The sequence below is a fragment of the Acidovorax sp. GW821-FHT10A04 genome (assembly GCF_059415825.1).
Genome location: NZ_JBWKNZ010000002.1, coordinates 134,926 through 153,010 on the forward strand (window position 1 = coordinate 134,926; position 18,085 = coordinate 153,010).

Sequence of the window (18,085 nt, forward strand, 5' to 3'; positions counted from 1 at the left end):
CCGCTATTGTCCCACCCCTGCGCCGCCGGGCAGAAGCACCTTGGCCATGCGGGCATTGGCGAGAACCACGCCGTGGCGCTCCACCTGCTGGCGGGCTTCGACCACAAAGCCGCTTTTGGCGAAGAAGGGCTCGGCCGTGAGGCTCACATCGGCCCACAGGCGCTCGGTGCTGCGCAGCGCGGCCTGGGCATGGATGTATGCCATCAGCGCCCGGGCCACGCCCTGACCGGCATGGGCGGGCGCGACGAAGAAATGGTCGATATAGCCGCTGGCCTGCAGATCCGAGAAGCCGGCGATGTGCACCACCGTCCCTGCCGGTACCTCAGCGACAAAGGGCTGGTTGGCCTCGAGGCGGGCGTTCCACAGCGCAGCGTCGTACGCCAGCGGTGCCCAGGCATCGCGCTGCGCCAGGCTGTACTGCGCGGCGGTCAGGCCATGCACGGCGGCGTTGAACAGCGCACGCAATGCGGGCGCGTCGCCCGGGCGGAAGTTGCGGATCACGGGGGTCATGGCGGCGGGGCGGGCAATGGCAAGGGGCGCCGATTGTGCCCGAGGCCGCTGCAACTATGCCGCGGTGGCCATGCGCAGGCGGCGCGCGGCTTCTTCGGCGCGGGCGTCCTCGATCTCGCGCAGCACGCCCTGCATGTCCACGTCGGTGTGCTCTGGCGCGTAGATGCCGGTGAGCAGCGTCTCGTTGGTCAGCAGCCCGCCCTGGTACAGGCTCCAGATCTCGGGGCCGTACTGGGTGGCGAGCAGCTCGGGCGCGAACTGGCCGAAGAAGTCGCGCAGGTTGGCCACATCGCGCATCAGCATGCGCGGCGCATGGTTGTTGCCGGCGGCATCCACGGCCTGCGGCAGGTCGATGATGACCGGGCCGTCCACGCCCTCTTCACCCTCGGCCCCGGGCAGGTGCGCCAGCAGGATGTTGAACTCCGAGAGGTCGCCATGCACCACGCCCGCGCAAAGCATGCGCACGACCTCGGCGATCAGCGTGGCGTGGTGGGTGCGGGCCTGTTCAGGCGTGAAGGACACGTCGTTCAAGCGCGGTGCCGCATCGCCATGGGCATCGGTCACCAGCTCCATGAGCAGCACGCCTTCGTGGAAGTTGTAGGGCTGGGGCACGCGCACCCCGGCCGCGGCCAGGCGGTACAGGGCATCCACCTCGGCGCTCTGCCAGGCGGCCTCCTGCTCCTGGCGGCCGAACTTGCTGCCCTTGGCCATGGCGCGGGCCGAACGCGAGTTCTTGACCTTGCGGTTCTCGGTGTAGTCCACGGCCTGGCGGAAGCTGCGGTGGGTGGCTTCCTTGTAGATCTTGGCGCAGCGCGTTTCCTCGCCACTGCGCACCACGAAGACCATGGCCTCCTTGCCACTCATGAGCTGCCGGACCACGGTGTCGATCAGGCCTTCCTCGATGAGGGACTGCAGGCGGGGTGGAGCTTTCATGGGCGCATTGTGCACCTTCGATGCACTTCAGGCGCGCAGTGCCTGCAACCTCAGGTGCACCTCATCGCCATGGTCCACCGGCAACTGGTGCTTGGACTGCAGGTAGTGGTTGGTGAACACATCGAGGTAGGCCTCGAGCGTCTGGGCCGCATGGCCTTCGCCCGACAGCTCCATGCACAACGCCGCCACTTCGGAGGTACAGAAATGGTCCTCGCGCGTGGAGCGGCGCAGCCGGTAGCGCGACAGCTGCTCGGGCGCGAGGCTGAGTACCGGAAACGCATCGATGTACGGGCTCTTGCGGAACATCTTGCGTGCCTCGGGCCAGGTGGCATCGAGCAGGATGAACAGCGGGCGTTTGCCACCCTGCACCGGCTCCACCGCCGTCACCACGCGCTCGGGCGCCACGAATTCGCCAGGGAACACCACATACGGCTGCCACTGCGGGTCGGCGAGCAGGGTGAGCAACCCAGGGTCGACCTCGGTGCGCGCCCAGCCGAAGGCCCAGGTGTCGGCCACCACGTCGGCAATCAGCCAGCCGGTGTTGCTGGGCTTGAGCGGCTCGATGTCAGCCATGAGCAGACACACGCCGGCCTGCGGAGTCAGCAGCGGGCGCAAGGCGCACAGGCAATGGCTGGGCACCAGGCGGCAGCCTGGGCAGCGCTCGCCACGCGGGCCGCCCCGGGCCAGGAAGGGCTTGGCGCTGCGCGCCAGCCGCGCTGCACGCAGGCGCGACACGGCGTGGGGCAGGGCCGGCACCGGTGCAGCGGCAGCCGTCACTGGCCGCCCGCGTGTTCGAGTGCGAACAGGGGCAGCTCGGTCTTGGGGCTCAGCCACACACCGCCGCCCAGCTCGGTGAAGCCCTCGCCCAGCGTGCGGCGGTACAGCTGCGCGGGGTGGCGGAACATCCGGGGGTCGGTCAGGGTCTCGTCCACGATGTCCTGCTCCCAGTCCTCGCGCGTGACCGCCTCCACGTACAGGGCGCCGCGGCTGAGCCCCGCCAGGTTGCGCATGGCCTTCTGCACGTCGGCCTCGTTCAGGTAGGGCAGCACGCCCTGGCAGATCACCAGGTCGTAGGGTGTGCGTGCCTGGTAGTCGACCACCGAGCCCTGCTCCCAGCCAAAGCGGCCGCACAGGTACTGGCTGTACTCGACACCGTGGAACGTGGCCTTGGGAAAATGCCGGGCCACGATGTCGCGCCACAGCCCGATGCCGCAGCCCACGTCCAGCACGCGCCGCACCGGCACGCGCAGGTACTGCAGGTAGCTGCAGACGAAGGCACCGAGCCGATCGGTGTGCGCCGGGTCGACCACGCTGGTCTTCTTGTCGAAATAGAAACGCTCGTAGTAGGCCGCGTCGAAGCCATCGGCACTGGCGCTCTGGCCGGTACGGTTTGCAGAAGTCACTGCCATTCCTTGTGGCGCGGATGGATCGCCGAACCCGGAAGTATCGCCCACGAACCGGCGCTCATCGGCGCCGCGGCCCTGCCTGTCTCACTTCGCTGGCGCGGGGGTCCACACGGGATTGAGCAGGCGCTCCAGCCGGGCATAGGAGGCTTCGAGCCGCACCAGGGCCTGGTCGATGAGCGCGTTGGTCATGGTGATCTTGGTGCCGTTGGCTTCCACGGGCTTGCCCTTGGCAACCAGCGCCAGGGATTCGCGGAACGCCTTGTCCTTGGCCAGCACGGCATCGGTCGGGAGCTTGCGCATCTGCATCATCTCCAGACGGGTCTTGAGGGCCGACTCGTAGCTCTTGTCCACCACCGGCTTGCGCTGCTTGATGCTGGCCTTGTAGCTGACCACCGTCGCACGCTCCATCTCGAGGTTGTTCTTGAGCGCGAAGGCCACGCGCTCCAGAGCACCGCGACTCACGGCGGCCTCGGGATCCTGGAGGCCGGACCAGAACTCGCGGTGCACATCTTCGGTCAGTACGGCGTCGTCCTTGAACATGGACATGATCACAGCCTGGCGCTCCGCCTCGGTCTGAGCCGCCATGGCCGCTGGCGACAGTGCGGAGAAGGACAGCGCGAGCACCAGGCTCGCGCGCAGGCATTGCTTGCGGAAATTCATTCGAAACTCTCTTGGAAAGCGGTCGGCACAGGGAAGCCGTGGACTATGCCACCGCTGCAACGCCTGCATGTAAACGCCAGGTATCAGCGTGTAAACGGACTGGCACCGTATGCCACTTCGCACCGGCCCCCGGCGCCCGAGCACATCAGCGCTGCGGCTGCAGGTACTGCGCCGCCAGTTGCCGCTGGGCCGCCGCATCGACCCCGAGCACGTCCACCAGGTAGGTCGGCACGCCGCCGTAGTCCTGGTCGACCATGTGCAGCGCAGTGTCGAGGAATTCCTCCTGCACGCGCCACAGCACGGCCAGCACCTCTTCGGGCGCGTGGCTGCCCATGCCGGCAGGGCGGCGGTAGAGGTTGTTGGTGAGCAGGTAGTCCTGCATCACAGTCTCGCGCGGCACGCCCAGGGCCATCAGGATCAGCGCGGCGGCAAAGCCGGTGCGGTCCTTGCCCGCGGTGCAGTGGAACACCGTGGGTGCATCGCTGGCCAGCAGCAGGCGGAACAGTTCGGCAAAGCGCGGTGCGTTCTCGTGCACGAAGCCGCGGTAGGTGTCCTGCATCAGGCCCACGGCGTCCTGTGCGGTGAGCGCACGGCCGGTGGCCTGCAGCTCCAGCGCGCGCTGCACCACCGTGGGCTCGATGACCAGCGGGTGGTAGGCCACGCCAGGGATGGCATAGGCATATGCCGCGCCCTCGGCCTTGCCGCGAAAGTCGATGGCACGGCTGACGCCCAGTTCGGCGAGCAGGGCCTGGTCGGCCGGGGTCAGCCCGGCCAGGTGGTCGGAGCGGAAGATGCGGCGCCATTTCACGGCCCGGCCGTCCTGCCCGACGTAGCCGCCCAGGTCGCGGAAATTGGTGGCGCCGGCCATGGGCAGGGAACGGGTGGGGTCTTGGTGCATGGAGAAGCGGCGATCCCCCAGGAGGGACCGGGTGATTGGTTCAGCAGAGCACCCAGCTTAGCCGAGCCCGGTGTCCACCACCTGTCGCCCCCGCGGTGGCCCTGCAGCGGGCGGGGCAAAAAGAGCCAGCATTTGCGCCCATCGAACCCGGCTGAGCGGTATGGACCTGATGCGCACACGCAACAGTCAGCACGCAAGCCCCGGCCGATCCCGCCCTGCAGCTCAGCGAGCGCCCTGGGCGGGGCGCATATTTTGGATGCATGAATGATAATTACTATCATTGACATTGTAAGAACAGGTTTCCAGCCGGTCCCGCGCCGTGCATGCAAAGCACCCGCCCGTGACCGGCCCAGAACCACACCGCACCGGGGAAATTCACATGACGACACAACACACCAAGGCACCCGCTTTGACACCGAAGCTCACCCGCTGCGCCGCAGCCGTCGCGCTGGCCTGGCTGGGCGCGCCGCTGGCACTGCATGCGCAAGATGCGTCGCCTGCGGGCGACAGCGCCTCGCCGGCGCTGGAAACCATCCAGATCACGGGCAGCTGGCTCGGCACAGGCCTGCAAAACAGCGTGAAGAATTTCGCGGGCGCCCGCACCGTGGTGGACAAGGAAAAGATCGACGGCACGGGCGCGGCCAACATCGGCGAAGTCCTGCGCCGCATCCCTGGCGTGCAGGCCACCGAGAACTCGGGCACCGCGGGCAGCGCGATCTCGCTGAACATCGGCGTGCGCGGCCTGACCGGGCGCTACAGCCCGCGCTCCACCATCCTGCTCGACGGCGTGCCGCTGGCGGTGGCGCCCTACGGCCAACCCCAGCTCTCGTTCGCGCCGGTGAGCCTGAACAACATCGAGTCCATCGACGTGGTGCGCGGTGGTGGTGCCGTGCGCTATGGCCCGCAGAACGTGGGTGGCATCATCAACTTCACGAGCCGCGCCATCCCCTCCAAGCCCGGCCTCACGGGTGACGTGACCGTGCGCCACAACCACTACAGCGAAGGCGGCCAGGACAACACACAGTACAGCACCTTCCTGGGCTCGCAGCTGGACAACGGCCTGGGCCTGGCACTTCTGTATTCGGGCATGACCGGCAGCAGCTGGCGCCAGGGCAGCGACGAGAAGGTCAACGACCTGGCCTTCAAGTTCCGCTACGAACTGACCGGCAGCTCCGAGGTCTACGGCAAGGTCTCCTACTACGACGTCAACTCGCGCACGCCCGGCGGCCTGACGGTGGCGCAGTTCAACGCCAACCCCTTCCAGAACACGCGCCCCACCGACTACTGGAATGGCGAGCGCAAGGGCCTCGACCTGGGCTACATCAACACGATCTCCGACAACCAGGAGTTCGAGGTGCGCGCCTACTACAACGACAGCACGCGCAAGAGCACGCTGATCAACGCTACCAGCACACAGCTGGCGCACCAGCCACGCGACTACGAGGTGCTGGGCATCGAGCCGCGCTACACCCAGCGCGTGCAACTGGGCGCCACCACGCACGATGTGACGGCCGGCTACCGCTTCCTGCGCGAGCGCGGCAACGACCGGGCCTACAACCAGACCATCGCCACGGGCGCGAACAGCGTCCCCACCCGCTTCGACAATGCCACCGACGCGCACGCCGTATACATCGATGACCGCATCGCCTTTGGTGCCTGGCGCGTGACGCCGGGCGTGCGCTTCGAGCACATCGAGACGAACCGCGAGGACCGTGCCTCCACCCAGCGCTTCGACACCACCAACAACAAGGCGCTGCCTTCGCTCAACGTGGCCTACCTGGTGAACCCGGCGCTCACGCTGTTCGCCAACTACGGCACCTCGTTCGGCCCGGTGCAGAACATCCAGCTCAATTCGCAGACGGCCACCAACCCGCTCAAGCCCGAGTTGGCCAAGACCGCCGAAGTGGGTGCGCGCTGGCAGACCCCGCAGATCCGCGCCGAACTCACGGCCTTCAAGATCCGCTTCGACAACCAGATCCTGCAGGTGCCCGGCATCACGCCAGCCACCTTCCAGAACATCGGCGCCACCAGCCATGAGGGCATCGAGGCCGCCATCGACTACAGCTTCGACAAGGCCAGCGCACTGGCGGGCCTGAACGTGTACGCCAACTACAGCTACACCAAGGCGATCCAGAAGTCGGGCACCACGGCCGGCCTGGACGTGCCCTTCTACTCGCGCAACACCGACACGCTGGGCGCACGCTACCAGCTCGGCGACTGGGCCTTCAACCTGGCCAGCACGCACCAGAGCGCGCAGTACGCCGATGCGGCCAACACCTTCGCCGAACCCGCCGACGCCCGCCTGGGCCGCATCCCGGGCTTTCGCCTGTGGAACATCCAGGCCGACTGGAAGGTGCCCGGCTACAAGGGCAGCAGCATTGCCGTGGGCGTGAACAACCTGGCCGACAAGCGCTACTACACGCGCAATGTGGACGGCAACCCCGGCCGCATGGTCGGCGCGCCGCGCATGCTGTACGTGCAAGGTCGCCTCGCATTCTGATGCCGGTGACCAAGGGCGCGCGCTGACATGCAGCGGCTGCGCCAACTCTGGCTGCGGGTACACCGCTGGACCGCGCTCAGTCTGGGCTGGGTGCTGATCCTGTCGGGGCTGACCGGGGCCGTGCTCGTGGTGGCGCAGCCGCTCGACCGTTGGCTGCACCCTGAACTGTTCCGTGCCGAGACGCAGGCTGGCGTCGGCTCGCCCGATGCCGCCCTGCAGGATGTGCTGCAAAAGCTCAAAGCCGAGTGGCCCAAGGGCAGCTTCACGATGCGGCCCGCACGCGAGTCGGGAGAGAGCCTGTGGGTGCTGGTCAACGGCCCCTGGCGCGGCACGGTCTACTTTGACCCGGCCACCGGCCTGGAGCAGGGCCGCCGGGGTGAAACCGAGGGCTTCGTCAACGCCCTGTTCAAGCTGCACAGCTCGCTGTGGTGGCAGGACACGGGCAAGGCCGTCCTGGCCTGGGTGGCGCTCGGCTATCTGTTGCTGCTCATCACCGGCCTGGTCCTCTGGTGGCCGCGGCGCTGGCCGCCGTCCTGGCGCATCGTGCTGGACAAGGACCTGCTGCGCGCCTTCTTCGACCTGCACCGGGTGGGCGGTGCGGCCCTGGGGCTGCTCATCGCAGTCTCGGTGGCCAGCGGGGCCTGGATGGCCTGGCGGCCGCTGGGCGGGTTCGTCACCACGCTCAGCGGGGCCGAGCCGACCAAGGTGCCCACGCTGCCCAAGGGCTCTGCATCGGCCCGCGCGCTGCCGCTCGACAGCCTGGTGGCCCGGGCGCAGGCGCAGTTTCCAGGTGCGCCCATCGGCTATGTGCAGGTGCCGGCACAGGCCGACCGGCCGCTGCGCGTGCGCCTTCGGCTCGCGGACGACCCGCACCCGAATGGGCTGAGCTCGGTGTGGCTGCACCCCGCTACCGGCGAGGTGCTGGCCACCCACCGCTGGAACGAACTGGACCCCGGGGCGCGCGCAACGGCAGTCATCTACCCCCTGCACACCGGCGTGCTCGGAGGTGTGCTGCTGGAAGCGCTCATCGCCGTGGGCGGCCTGGTGCTGGCAGGCATGGGCATCACCGGGGTCTGGCTCTGGTGGAAGCGCCGGCGTCCGCGCTGACCCCGGCTACAGGGGCCTGCGCGTGGCGTAGCGCACCACCGTCACGCCTGCGCGCGCCTGGCGCACCGAGGGCATGACGAGCACACAGTCGTCGTACGGCGTGGTGACCGGCACGCCGTCGTTGTCGCCGATCACGGTGCCGGCCTTCTCGATCACTTCGAGGCCGGTGTACGGCTCCACGAAGCGGAAGGCGCTGCTGGTGGCCACCACCGGCCCGGTGACTTCGAGCGCCCACTGGCGCGGCGCGTCGGGCAGGCGCCAGCCGGGCAGTTGCTGCGCCAGTGCGTGGGCACCGAGCACGCCCGCTTGTTCGAGGAAGCGCACGCACTGGTCCTGCGCCACGGCGCGGCTCGCCGGGTCGCCATGGAAGCCGCACTCGATGAGCAGGGAGCGGGTGTCCTCCCCCTGTGCATCGCCCAGACCGAAGCGCCCGTAATCGCGCATGCGCACGCCATCCTTGTGGCCGGCGTCGACCACGATGTGCTCTGGCGAGCGCATGGCACGCGCCAGCTGCAGGTTGCGCGGCTGGATGCCGGTGAGCAGCAGTGGCGCCGAGGGCTCGTGCATGGAGTGGATGTCCAGCAGCCAGTCGGCCTGGGCCACGAAGGGCCGCAGGGCCGCGGCACGGCGGCGCTCGCTGGTGTCGCCCGCGTCCATGCGCTCGTCGAGCCACTGGCGGTTCAGGTCTTCGTCGGTGAAGCGCGAGGCGTCGTGGCTTTGCGGGTCGAAGCGGTCGAAGGCGGTGAGGTTGCAAAAGGCCAGCGTGAGCTTGCCGCGCGCAGGGCGCAGCCCGGCTTCCAGCAGGCCCTTGAGCGCCCAGGCACCGCACAGCTCGTTGCCGTGCACCAGGGCACTGACCATCACGTGGCGGCCGGGCACGCCCGAATCGAAGTGCCAGACACCTTCGGTGCCGGTATTGCCCGCGCGCCAGGCGCCGATGTCGGGCGCGGGCAGTTCGAAGACCAGGGGCTGGGATGTCGTCGCTGCAGTCATGCCGGTCATTCCTCGATCTTGGCGAACTCGACGATCTTCTTGTACTTGGCCACCTCGGCGGCCAGGTACTGGTCCATGTTCACCGTCGTAGCCGCCACGGTGGAGCCGCTGGCCTCCATTTTCTTGCGGAAGTCGGGTGACTGCAGCGTGTCGTTGAGCGCCTTCTTGATCTTGTCGAACACGGGCTTGGGCAGGTTGGCCGGGCCCAGCAGGGCGAACCAGACACCGATGTCCACGTTCTTGAACTGCGGCGACTCGGCCAGGGCCGGGATGTCCGGGGTCGTGGACGAGCGCTTGGCTTCGGTGGTGCCCAGCGCGACGACCTTTCCGCTCTTGATGTGGGGCAGGCCACTGGAGAGCACGAACACCCCGAATTCGAGGTTGTTGCCCAACAGGTCGTTGGTGAGCGGCGCCACGCCGCGGTAGGGGATGTGGGTCATGAACAGCTTGCCCTGCTCCTTGACCATCTCGCCGGCCAGGTGCAGCGAGGTGCCCACGCCCGAGCTACCGTAGCTGTACTTGCCGGGGTTCTTGGCCACCTTCTGCGTGAACTCGGCCAGGTTCTTCACGCCCGCGCCTGGGGACGCGACCAGCACCAGGGGCTGCGAGGCCACGAGGCCGATGGCCGTGAAGTCCTTGACGTCGTACTTGACCTTCTTGGTCACGAGCTTGTTGATCGCGATCTCGTTGCTGGCCCCGACCAGCAGGGTGTAGCCATCGGGTGCGGCACTGGCCACCTTCTGGGCGCCGATGGCGCCGCCCGCGCCGCCGATATTCTCGATCACCACCGGCACGCCAAGCTTGGCGCCCAGCTCCTGCGCCACCGCACGCCCCGTCAGGTCGGTGCTGCCGCCGGGCGGATAGCCGACGACGATGGTGATGGGCTTTGCCGGGTAGGTGTCTTGCGCGAAGGCCGGGGCCGCGGCGAAGCAGGAGGCCAGGGCGCACAGCAGTGCGGTGCGGCGCGCGAAGTGGGCGGGTTTTTTCACAATGGAACTCCTCATCGGGTGGGGTCAGGGCTTGGTATGTAAGCCATTGTGAGAATGCCGCCCGATCCCATTGGTGCTGAAATGGCACCAGGATGTGCCGTTTTGGTTCGCCTTGGCACGCGCTCAGCGCTGTGCAAACGCCTGCCAGAACGCCTCGGCCAGGGGAGGCAGCCGGCGCTTGGGCCGGTACAGGCGCACATCGAAGCGCACCTCCATGCGCGCATCGCCCGCGAGCGCCAGGCGCTGCGCCTTGCAGTCGGCATGCACCAGGGACCACGGCAGCCACGCCACGCCCACCCCGCGCAGCGCGTACTCGTACAGGGCATCGGGCGAATCGCATTCCACCACCCGCTGCAGCCGCGGTGCATGGGGGTGGTTGGCCAGGTGGTCCTCCACCAGGCGGCCCAGTGCCAGCTGGGGTGCATAGGCCAGGTAGGCCGCCGCGGCACCGTCGGGGCCGAAGCGGTGCTGCGGCTGGCCCTGTGCGGTGGCGCGCGACACAGGCACCAGCCGGTCGCTGGCCACGGTCACGTGGCTGAACTGCCGGGCATCGAGCCGCACGGCCAGGGCGGTGTGGTGGTAGACCAGCGAGAAATCGGCCTCGCTGCGCTCGAGCTGGGCCACGGTCTCGGCCAGGGAGCCGGTGCGGATGCACAGCTCACTGGCGTGCAGCGCGCGCGGCAGCCGCACCAGCCAGTCGGCCAGCAGGGTGCGCGCCAGGGTACGGCCCGTGACGATGGTCACGGTGCGAGCGGTGCGCCCGGCCATGCTCTGCATTTCTTCGTGCGACTGGGCCAGGCTGCGCGCCATCTGGCCAGCCGTCTCCAGAAAGCGCTTGCCTGCGGCCGTCAGCGTGACCGGGCCACCGCCTTTTTCCACCAGGGGGGTGCCGGCCCATTCTTCCAGCGCGCGGATGCGCCGCCCAAAGGCCGGATGGGTGACATGCCGCAACTCGGCCGCGCGCGTGAAGCTGCGCTCCTGCGCGAGCACGATGAAATCCTCCAGCCACTTCAGTTGCATCGGGGAATCCTTGCAGCGACCGGTGCGCGCGCAGGGCACGCCGGGGACATCAGGCCCGGGCCGCTTCCAGCACGGCCCGCGTGCGCACCGCCTCGGTACGCGCTGCACTGGCGAAGTCCTCGCCGCCCGAGGCGTAGAGGATGGAGCGCGACGAGTTGACGATGATGGGCCCGCCCTCGCGCAGGCCGGCACGCACGGTGGCCACGGCATCACCCCCCTGGGCACCGACGCCCGGGATCAGCAGCGGCAGCGTGGGCGCGATGCCGCGCACGCGCTCGATCTCCTGCGGGTAGGTGGCGCCCACGACCAGGCCGAGCTGGCCATTGCGGTTCCAGGGGCCCTGGGCGAGGCGTGCCACGTGCTCGTACAGCAGGGGCTCGCCCGCGACGCTGGACAGGCGCTGGATCTGCAGGTCGTCGCCCCCGGGGTTGGAGGTGCGGCACAGCAGGAAGGCGCCCTTGCCGTGGTAGGCCAGGTAGGGCTCGATGGAGTCGAAACCCATGAAGGGCGAGAGCGTGACGGCGTCGGCACCGTAGCGCTCGAAGGCCTCCTTGGCGTACTGCTCGGCCGTGGAGCCGATGTCGCCGCGCTTGGCGTCCAGGATCACGGGCACATGCGGAGCATTGGCGCGCATGTGCTGCATCAGGCGTTCGAGCTGGTCCTCGGCGCTGTGCGCCGCGAAGTAGGCGATCTGGGGCTTGAAGGCGCAGGCCAGGTCGGCCGTGGCATCGACGATGGCGGCGCAGAAATCGTAGATCTTGCGCGGATCGCCCTTGAGCGCTGCAGGGAAACGGGTGGGCTCGGGGTCCAGGCCCACGCACAGCATGGAGTTGTTCTGTGCGGACGCGTCGCGCAGCATGTCTAGAAAGGTCATGGGGCCCGATTTTAGGCGGGCCGGGGCACGAAAGCCGTGGGCCGGCCGCTTCCCCCTCTCGTGGGAACCCCTGCGGACGTAAAAAAAGGCCGTCGCAACGGCCTTATTCCAGGGGGCAAAATGTAACCAAAATGGTTATTTTGCAACTGCACGCTTCTCCAATATCTCGAAAGCCGGCAGCGTTTTGCCTTCCAGCACTTCCAGAAACGCGCCCCCGCCGGTGGAGATATAGCCGACCTGTTTCTCGATACCGTATTTGGCGATGGCCGCCAGAGTATCTCCGCCGCCAGCGATGCTGAATGCGGGCGATTCGGCAATGGCGGCCGCAATCGCGCGCGTGCCATTTTCAAAGGCCGCGAATTCGAACACGCCGACCGGCCCGTTCCAGACGATGGAGCCGGCCGACTTGAGCTGGCTGGCCAGACGGGCGGCGGTCTCGGGCCCGATGTCCAGGATCAGGTCGTCGGCACCGACGTCCGTGGCCGCCTTCACGGTGGCCGGCGCATCGGCCGAGAAGGCCGTGGCCGTCACCACGTCGGTGGGGATCGGCACGTCGGCGCCGCGCGCCTTCATCGCGGCCATCACGGCGCGGGCTTCCTCCACCAGGTCGGGTTCGGCCAGGCTCTTGCCGATGGGCAGGCCGGCGGCCAGCATGAAGGTGTTGGCGATGCCGCCGCCCACGATGAGCTGGTCGACCTTGTCGGCCAGGCTCTTGAGGATGGTGAGCTTGCTCGACACCTTGGAGCCGGCCACGATGGCCACCAGCGGCCGCTGGGGCTGCGCCAGGGCCTTGGTCAGCGCGTCGATCTCGGCCGACAGCAAGGGGCCAGCGCAGGCGACGGGCGCAAACTGGGCGATGCCGTAGGTCGTGCCCTCGGCGCGGTGGGCGGTGCCGAAGGCATCGTTCACGAAGATGTCGCACAGGGCGGCCATCTTGCGCGCCAGCTCTTCCTTGTTCTTCTTCTCGCCCACGTTGAGGCGGCAGTTCTCCAGCAGCACGATCTGGCCGGGGGCCACGCTCACGCCATCGACCCAGTCGGAGACCAGGGGCACCTCGCGGCCCAGCAGCTCCCCGAGGCGCGCGGCCACGGGAGCCAGGGTGTCCTCGGGCTTGAACTCGCCTTCGGTGGGGCGGCCCAGGTGGCTGGTGACCATGACGGCAGCACCGGCGTCCAGCGCCAGCTGGATGCAGGGAATGGAGGCGCGGATGCGCGTGTCTTCGGTGATGGCGCCACTGTCGTCCTGCGGCACGTTCAGGTCGGCACGGATGAAGACGCGCTGGCCTTGGGCCTTGCCCTGGGCGCACAGATCGGAGAAGCGGAGGATGTTCATGAAAGAAGGGTTCCTGGATGGGGCACTGAAGGCCGCCATTTTAAAGGGCCCGCCCTGGCCCCCTCCCGGCGCCTACCAGCCCCAGCCGATGTGCAGCGGCAGGTAGACCACCATGCCCACCACGATGGTGCCCAGGATGCCGCGTTTCCAGAAGTAGTAAGCACTCGCAAACAGAACGGCCGGCAGGCGCGCGTCCTTGAACGTGTCCAGCAGCTCGCCCTGGGTCATGAGGATCTCGGGCGCGATGACAGCCGTGAGCGCGGCCAGCGGCGCGTACTTGAGGCCGCGCTTGAGCCAGTCGGGCAGGGGCAGCTCGCGCTCGGGAATCATGAAGAAGGCACGCGACACCACGGTGATGATGGCCAGCCCGAGGATGGCGATGGTGATCTCGATCCAGTGGCCGCTCATGGGTGGCGCTCCTCGCGCAGCGGCACCACATCGCCGTCCTTCATGTGCTGGCGCTCCTCGGGTGGCATTACGCTGTTGGCTGGTACCAGCAGCATCTCGGGGTGGCGGTTCTTGCGGCGCCGGTCTACCGCCTCCATCATCAGGCCCACGGCCACGGCGGCCGCAATGGCCACGAGGATGTTGAGCTTGAGCGGCAGGGCGAACGCGGCCACGGCGGCCGTGGCCGCCACGCCCGTGGCCAGCCAGGTGGCGCGGTCGAACAACAGCGACAGCAGCACGCCCAGCAGGGCCAGCACGCCCGCAAAGCCCAGGCCCCAGGACAGCGGCACCGCATTGGCCAGCAGGATGCCGGCAATGGAGGGCACCTGCCAGGCGACCCAGTTGGTGGCGGCCGCGCCCCAGAAATAAGGCATCTGTTCGGGCTGGGACTGGGGCTCCGGGAAGCGTTTCATGAAGGCCACGTAGATCACGTCACCACTGAAGTAGCCAATGGCCAGGCGCTCGCGCAGGGGCCTGTGGGCAAAGTAGCTGCGCCACATGCTGCTGAAGATGACGAAACGCAGGTTCACGCACGAGGCCGTGAGCCAGATCACCCACAGCGGCGCCCCCACGGTGAGCAGCGGAATCACGGCCAGTTGGGCGCTGCCCGCATAGACCACGACCGACATCAGCAGGGCCAGCGACACGGACATGCCGCTCTTGACCATGGCCACGCCCGTGACCAGACCCCAGGCCGCAATGCCCAGGGAGGTGCCGGCCATGTCCACGGCGGCCAGGCGGAAATGCGGATCGCGGACGGTGCGCGAGACTTTCTGCACCAGGGTGCTCATGGCGCACCGCCAGCGCCGAGCGCCACCCCCAGCACCGCACCGGGTTGCAGCTCGTCAAAGCCGCGCAGGAAATCCGCCGCGGCCAGGCGCTTGCCACCGGCACGCTGCAGGGTGGTCAGGCGCAGCCTCCCCGTACCGCAGGCCACGGTGACGCCCGCGCCATCGGCAACCAGGACCTGCCCGGGCACGGCCCCGGCAGGGGCATCCCCCGCCTCGGGCAAGCCAGCCCACAGCTTGATGGTCTCCTCACCCAGGCGGGTGCTGGCGCCGGGAAAGGGATCGAAGGCGCGGATGCGCTGGCCGATGGCCTGGGCAGGCTGCGACCAGTCGATGGCGCTCTCGGCCTTTTCGATCTTGTGCGCGTAGGTCACGCCCTCGGCTGGCTGCACCACGGGCGCCAGGCCGCCGCAGGCCGCCAGCTCCAGGGCCTCCACGACCATGCGGCCACCCAGGTCGGCCAACCGGTCGTGCAGGGTGGCGGTGGTGTCGCTCGTGGTGATGGCGGTGCGTTCGGTGAGCAGCATGTCGCCCGTGTCCAGGCCCGCATCCATCTGCATGATGGTGACGCCGGTCTCGGCATCCCCGGCCTCGATGGCGCGGTGGATGGGTGCCGCGCCGCGCCAGCGCGGCAGCAGGCTGGCGTGGATGTTCAGGCAGCCCAGGCGCGGCAGGTCCAGCACCCACTGGGGCAGGATCAGGCCATAGGCGGCCACCACCATGGCGTCGGCCCGGGCGGCCAGCAGGGCTGCGCGCGCCGCGGCCGCATCCTCGGGGTACTTGCCATCCAGGCGCAGGCTCCTGGGCTGCGCCACGGCAATACCGTGGTCCAGGGCGCACTGCTTGACGGGGGAGGCCTGCAGCTTCATGCCCCGGCCGGCAGGACGGTCAGGCTGGGTGAGGACCAGGGGGACGGTGAAGCCGGCCTTCAGCAAGCGCTCGAGGGCCACGCGGGCGAACTCGGGCGTACCGGCAAAAATGACGTTCATGGGGGTTTCTGCAACACAGACGATCAGTCTCGTCCTTTGTCGGTATTGGGGATGTCGTCGGTGAAGCCGATGCGGCGGACCACGCCGGCAGGATCGAGGTGCACGTGGGCAAAGCGCGGGTCGGAGCCCTGCTTGAAGCGGTAGGTCCAGATGTCACCGTCCCAGCGGGCCACCCGCTCCACCCGCAGCGGCGGGCCGAAGGTGCGCTGCAGGTCGGTCTGCGTCCACTGGTCCAGGGGAATGCTCTCGAGCCGGGTCTGGGTCAGGACCTGCTCGGCGCGCACCAGCCTGCCGCTGGCGTCAAAGTCGAGGTTGTACACCTCGGTGCCGGCAGGCAACTGCGAATAGAGCAACCGCTCGCCCTGCGGCAGGGAGTGGACGGCGGTGGGCTGCCCCTGCCGCGCCAGCACCTGGGCGCGCGGGGTGCCCAGCGGCTCGCTCAAGGGCACGGCACAGGCCGCTAGGCCCGCCACCAGTGCCAGCGCTGCGGCACCGCGCAGCACGCGGGGCGCCACCAGGAGCGTGCGCGGCAGAAGGCATCGAAGCGAAGCGCTCGAAAACCGGGGACCGCGGGGTAGTACCGACAAGCCCAGGGTAGACGCCTGGGCGCCGGAGGTGATGCCCAGCGAGACCGGTCTATCGGGTGTTGCAGCCGATGTTCCTTCTGCCACGCACGCTCCTGGGCCCATCAGCGGTTCTCCCGCTGCTGCTTGACCATCTTGGTCTTGATGCGGTTGCGCTTCAGGGGTGACAGGTATTCGACGAAGACCTTGCCCAGCAAGTGGTCCATCTCGTGCTGGATGCAGACCGCCAGCAGGCCCTCGGCCTCGACGGTGCGCGACTGGCCCTCGGCATCGAGCGCCTTCACATGCACGGCGTCGTGGCGCTCGACCCCGTCGTAGATGCCGGGCACCGAGAGGCAGCCCTCGTCGTTGACGTGCTTTTCGGCGCTGGCCCAGACGATTTCGGGGTTGATCAGCACCATGGGCTCGTTGCGCCCTTCGGAGACGTCGATCACGATCAGGCGCTCATGCACGTCGACCTGGGTGGCAGCCAGGCCGATGCCGTTGGCGTCGTACATGGTGGCCAGCATGTCGGACACCAGGGTCTTCAGGCGTGCATCCACGGCCTCAACGGGCCGGGCGACCTTGTGAAGCCGGGGGTCTGGATAACAGAGAATGGGGAGAATTGCCATGGAATCGGGTAATAGATGTCGCTATTTTCGCCACTTTTGCCCAAAGCTGCAGATACTCAACCCAATAATCGTTGCCGAATCAAGGGCTTGAGCAGAGAATCTAAGAAGGTTTGTAACGTATTCGTCCGGCTGCTTGCATGTGCAACACAGTTCGGACGCCAGTGAGGGGGCGTTTCACAATGCATCAAAAAAGGATCCACATGACGGCATTCACCAGCGCGCGGCTAACCGCCCTGGGCGCCCTGACCGTGGCCGCAGGCGCTTTGCTCGTCGCACCGGCCCAGGCGCAAAATCACCCCATTTCCGGTCAGCAGCGCGCCACAGCGCAGGAAGTGTCGCAGCGCGGCGTTCCCGTGGCCGACCTGGCACCCAACGCACCCGATGTGTACGTGGTCAAGCGTGGCGACACGCTGTGGGGCATCTCCGGCCTGTACCTGAAAAGCGCCTGGCGCTGGCCCGAACTGTGGGGCATGAACATGCAGGCCCTGCCCAACCCGCACCTGATCTACCCGGGTCAGACGCTGTACCTGGACAAGGAAGGCGGCTATGCCCGTCTGCGCACCACGGCCCCGGGCGGCAGCGGATCTTCCGACACGGTTCGCGTGTCCCCCAGCACCCGCAGCGACAGCTTGGCCAGCACGGCACTGCCGACGCTCAAGCCCCACCTGATCGAACCGTTCCTGGTCGAGCCACTCGTGGTGGACGCCAGCGTGCTCCAACGTGCCCCGCGCGTGATTGCCACGGTGGACGATCGGGTGCTCATGGCCGGCGGTGATCGCGCCTATGTGCGTGGCGACGCCGCTGCGCCCTTGACGATGGAGCCGGGGGAACCCCGCCAATTCCGTGTATTCCGCGACGCCGTCGCACTCAAGGACCCCTTGACGGGGGAGGTTCTGGGATATGAAGCCCAGTACCTGGGCAAGGCCGAACTGGCGCGTGGCGAGAGCTTCGAGAAGTCCTCCGATGGCAAGGGCGGCATCCGGACCGACTACGTGCCTGCTACCGTGGACCTCACCGGTGCCAAGGAAGAGATTCGTGCCGGTGACCGCCTTCTGCCAGCTCCTGCACGCGAGTTCGTCAGCTACGTCCCGAGCGTTCCTCGCGGGGATGTGGAAGCCCGCGTGGTATCCATTTACGGCAGCTCATCTGCGGGTGCGGCCGGTCAGAACCAGGTGGTAGCCATCAACCTCGGCACCCGGAACGGCCTCCAGGCCGGCCATGTACTGCGGTTGCTGACCAAGGGCGACGTGATCAAGGACAAGACCGATCCCAAGCTCCCCATGATCAAGCTGCCCAGCGAGAGCAATGGCCTGGCCATGGTGTTCCGGACCTTCGACCGGGTCTCCTACGCGCTGATCCTGGAAATCCGCACTGGCGTGCGCGTGGGCGACCGGCTGGTCAGCCCACAGGAGTGAAGCGCCAGCGCATCCCCCCTGCAATGGGC

General features: G+C 68.1%; 19 protein-coding genes. 3 read left to right on the top strand and 16 right to left on the bottom strand.

Translation table 11 applies throughout. The annotated features are described in order from the left end of the window. Nucleotides 1-3 precede the first annotated feature (3 nt). The 6 genes from AC07PF_RS05080 to AC07PF_RS05105 form a co-directional block, all read right to left on the bottom strand. Entirely contained in the window at nucleotides 4-510 is a 507-nt protein-coding gene (locus AC07PF_RS05080) for a GNAT family N-acetyltransferase (RefSeq protein ID WP_494611079.1), read from the bottom strand. Nucleotides 511-564: 54 nt separating this feature from the next. Continuing rightward, nucleotides 565-1,443, bottom strand: coding sequence for a PA4780 family RIO1-like protein kinase (locus tag AC07PF_RS05085; RefSeq protein ID WP_494611080.1), 879 nt, complete (start codon nucleotides 1,441-1,443; stop codon nucleotides 565-567). A 27-nt stretch (nucleotides 1,444-1,470) separates the two neighbouring features. Then, nucleotides 1,471-2,220 (bottom strand): tRNA-uridine aminocarboxypropyltransferase, encoded by a 750-nt coding sequence (locus AC07PF_RS05090; protein WP_494603931.1) that lies wholly within the window; start codon nucleotides 2,218-2,220, stop codon nucleotides 1,471-1,473. Further along, nucleotides 2,217-2,852: a class I SAM-dependent methyltransferase gene (locus tag AC07PF_RS05095; RefSeq protein ID WP_007849770.1), complete on the bottom strand. Its 636-nt coding sequence runs from the start codon at nucleotides 2,850-2,852 to the stop codon at nucleotides 2,217-2,219. Before AC07PF_RS05095 ends, AC07PF_RS05090 begins: the two co-directional genes overlap by 4 nt. A gap of 81 nt (nucleotides 2,853-2,933) precedes the next feature. Further along, nucleotides 2,934-3,509: a hypothetical protein gene (locus AC07PF_RS05100; RefSeq protein WP_007849767.1), complete on the bottom strand. Its 576-nt coding sequence runs from the start codon at nucleotides 3,507-3,509 to the stop codon at nucleotides 2,934-2,936. 145 nt (nucleotides 3,510-3,654) lie between these two features. After that, the gene (locus AC07PF_RS05105; RefSeq protein ID WP_494611081.1) at nucleotides 3,655-4,407 is read right to left on the bottom strand and encodes a tyrosine-protein phosphatase; all 753 of its coding nucleotides are present in this window, start codon (nucleotides 4,405-4,407) and stop codon (nucleotides 3,655-3,657) included. A 379-nt stretch (nucleotides 4,408-4,786) separates the two neighbouring features. On the opposite strand from AC07PF_RS05105, the gene AC07PF_RS05110 reads away from it, so the two are divergent. Together AC07PF_RS05110 and AC07PF_RS05115 are read left to right on the top strand one after the other, a co-directional pair. Continuing rightward, on the top strand, nucleotides 4,787-6,907 hold the full coding sequence (locus AC07PF_RS05110) for a TonB-dependent receptor family protein (RefSeq protein ID WP_494611082.1): 2,121 nt from the start codon (nucleotides 4,787-4,789) through the stop codon (nucleotides 6,905-6,907). Nucleotides 6,908-6,934: 27 nt separating this feature from the next. Next, nucleotides 6,935-8,014 carry a PepSY-associated TM helix domain-containing protein gene (locus AC07PF_RS05115; protein WP_494611083.1) on the top strand — a complete coding sequence of 360 codons (1,080 nt, stop codon included), beginning with the start codon at nucleotides 6,935-6,937 and terminating at the stop codon, nucleotides 8,012-8,014. A 6-nt stretch (nucleotides 8,015-8,020) separates the two neighbouring features. On the opposite strand, the gene AC07PF_RS05120 is transcribed toward AC07PF_RS05115, so the two are convergent. The 10 genes from AC07PF_RS05120 to def form a co-directional block, all read right to left on the bottom strand. Next, nucleotides 8,021-9,007 carry a M14 family metallopeptidase gene (locus tag AC07PF_RS05120; RefSeq protein ID WP_494603922.1) on the bottom strand — a complete coding sequence of 329 codons (987 nt, stop codon included), beginning with the start codon at nucleotides 9,005-9,007 and terminating at the stop codon, nucleotides 8,021-8,023. A 5-nt stretch (nucleotides 9,008-9,012) separates the two neighbouring features. Continuing rightward, nucleotides 9,013-9,996 carry a Bug family tripartite tricarboxylate transporter substrate binding protein gene (locus AC07PF_RS05125; RefSeq protein WP_494611084.1) on the bottom strand — a complete coding sequence of 328 codons (984 nt, stop codon included), beginning with the start codon at nucleotides 9,994-9,996 and terminating at the stop codon, nucleotides 9,013-9,015. Nucleotides 9,997-10,119: 123 nt separating this feature from the next. After that, nucleotides 10,120-11,016 carry a LysR family transcriptional regulator gene (locus AC07PF_RS05130; RefSeq protein ID WP_007860173.1) on the bottom strand — a complete coding sequence of 299 codons (897 nt, stop codon included), beginning with the start codon at nucleotides 11,014-11,016 and terminating at the stop codon, nucleotides 10,120-10,122. 49 nt (nucleotides 11,017-11,065) lie between these two features. Next, a complete protein-coding gene (pyrF, locus tag AC07PF_RS05135) occupies nucleotides 11,066-11,890 on the bottom strand; it encodes an orotidine-5'-phosphate decarboxylase (protein WP_494603916.1) in 825 nt (274 codons plus the stop codon). Between the two features lie 135 nt (nucleotides 11,891-12,025). After that, a complete protein-coding gene (locus AC07PF_RS05140; protein WP_494603914.1) occupies nucleotides 12,026-13,222 on the bottom strand; it encodes a phosphoglycerate kinase in 1,197 nt (398 codons plus the stop codon). A gap of 72 nt (nucleotides 13,223-13,294) precedes the next feature. After that, on the bottom strand, nucleotides 13,295-13,630 hold the full coding sequence (locus AC07PF_RS05145; RefSeq protein WP_494603912.1) for an AzlD domain-containing protein: 336 nt from the start codon (nucleotides 13,628-13,630) through the stop codon (nucleotides 13,295-13,297). Beyond that, on the bottom strand, nucleotides 13,627-14,460 hold the full coding sequence (locus tag AC07PF_RS05150) for an AzlC family ABC transporter permease (RefSeq protein WP_494611085.1): 834 nt from the start codon (nucleotides 14,458-14,460) through the stop codon (nucleotides 13,627-13,629). Before AC07PF_RS05150 ends, AC07PF_RS05145 begins: the two co-directional genes overlap by 4 nt. Then, entirely contained in the window at nucleotides 14,457-15,446 is a 990-nt protein-coding gene (fmt, locus tag AC07PF_RS05155) for a methionyl-tRNA formyltransferase (protein ID WP_494611087.1), read from the bottom strand. The genes AC07PF_RS05150 and fmt overlap by 4 nt, the downstream gene beginning before the upstream one ends. Before the next feature lie 23 nt (nucleotides 15,447-15,469). Continuing rightward, nucleotides 15,470-15,961, bottom strand: a complete 492-nt coding sequence (locus AC07PF_RS05160; protein ID WP_494603908.1) for a hypothetical protein — start codon at nucleotides 15,959-15,961, stop codon at nucleotides 15,470-15,472. A gap of 173 nt (nucleotides 15,962-16,134) precedes the next feature. Further along, a complete protein-coding gene (gene def / locus AC07PF_RS05165) occupies nucleotides 16,135-16,641 on the bottom strand; it encodes a peptide deformylase (protein WP_007860353.1) in 507 nt (168 codons plus the stop codon). A gap of 200 nt (nucleotides 16,642-16,841) precedes the next feature. On the opposite strand from def, the gene AC07PF_RS05170 reads away from it, so the two are divergent. Beyond that, complete coding sequence (locus AC07PF_RS05170; RefSeq protein WP_494611088.1) at nucleotides 16,842-18,056, top strand: LysM peptidoglycan-binding domain-containing protein; 1,215 nt, start codon at nucleotides 16,842-16,844, stop codon at nucleotides 18,054-18,056. Nucleotides 18,057-18,085: the final 29 nt, after the last annotated feature.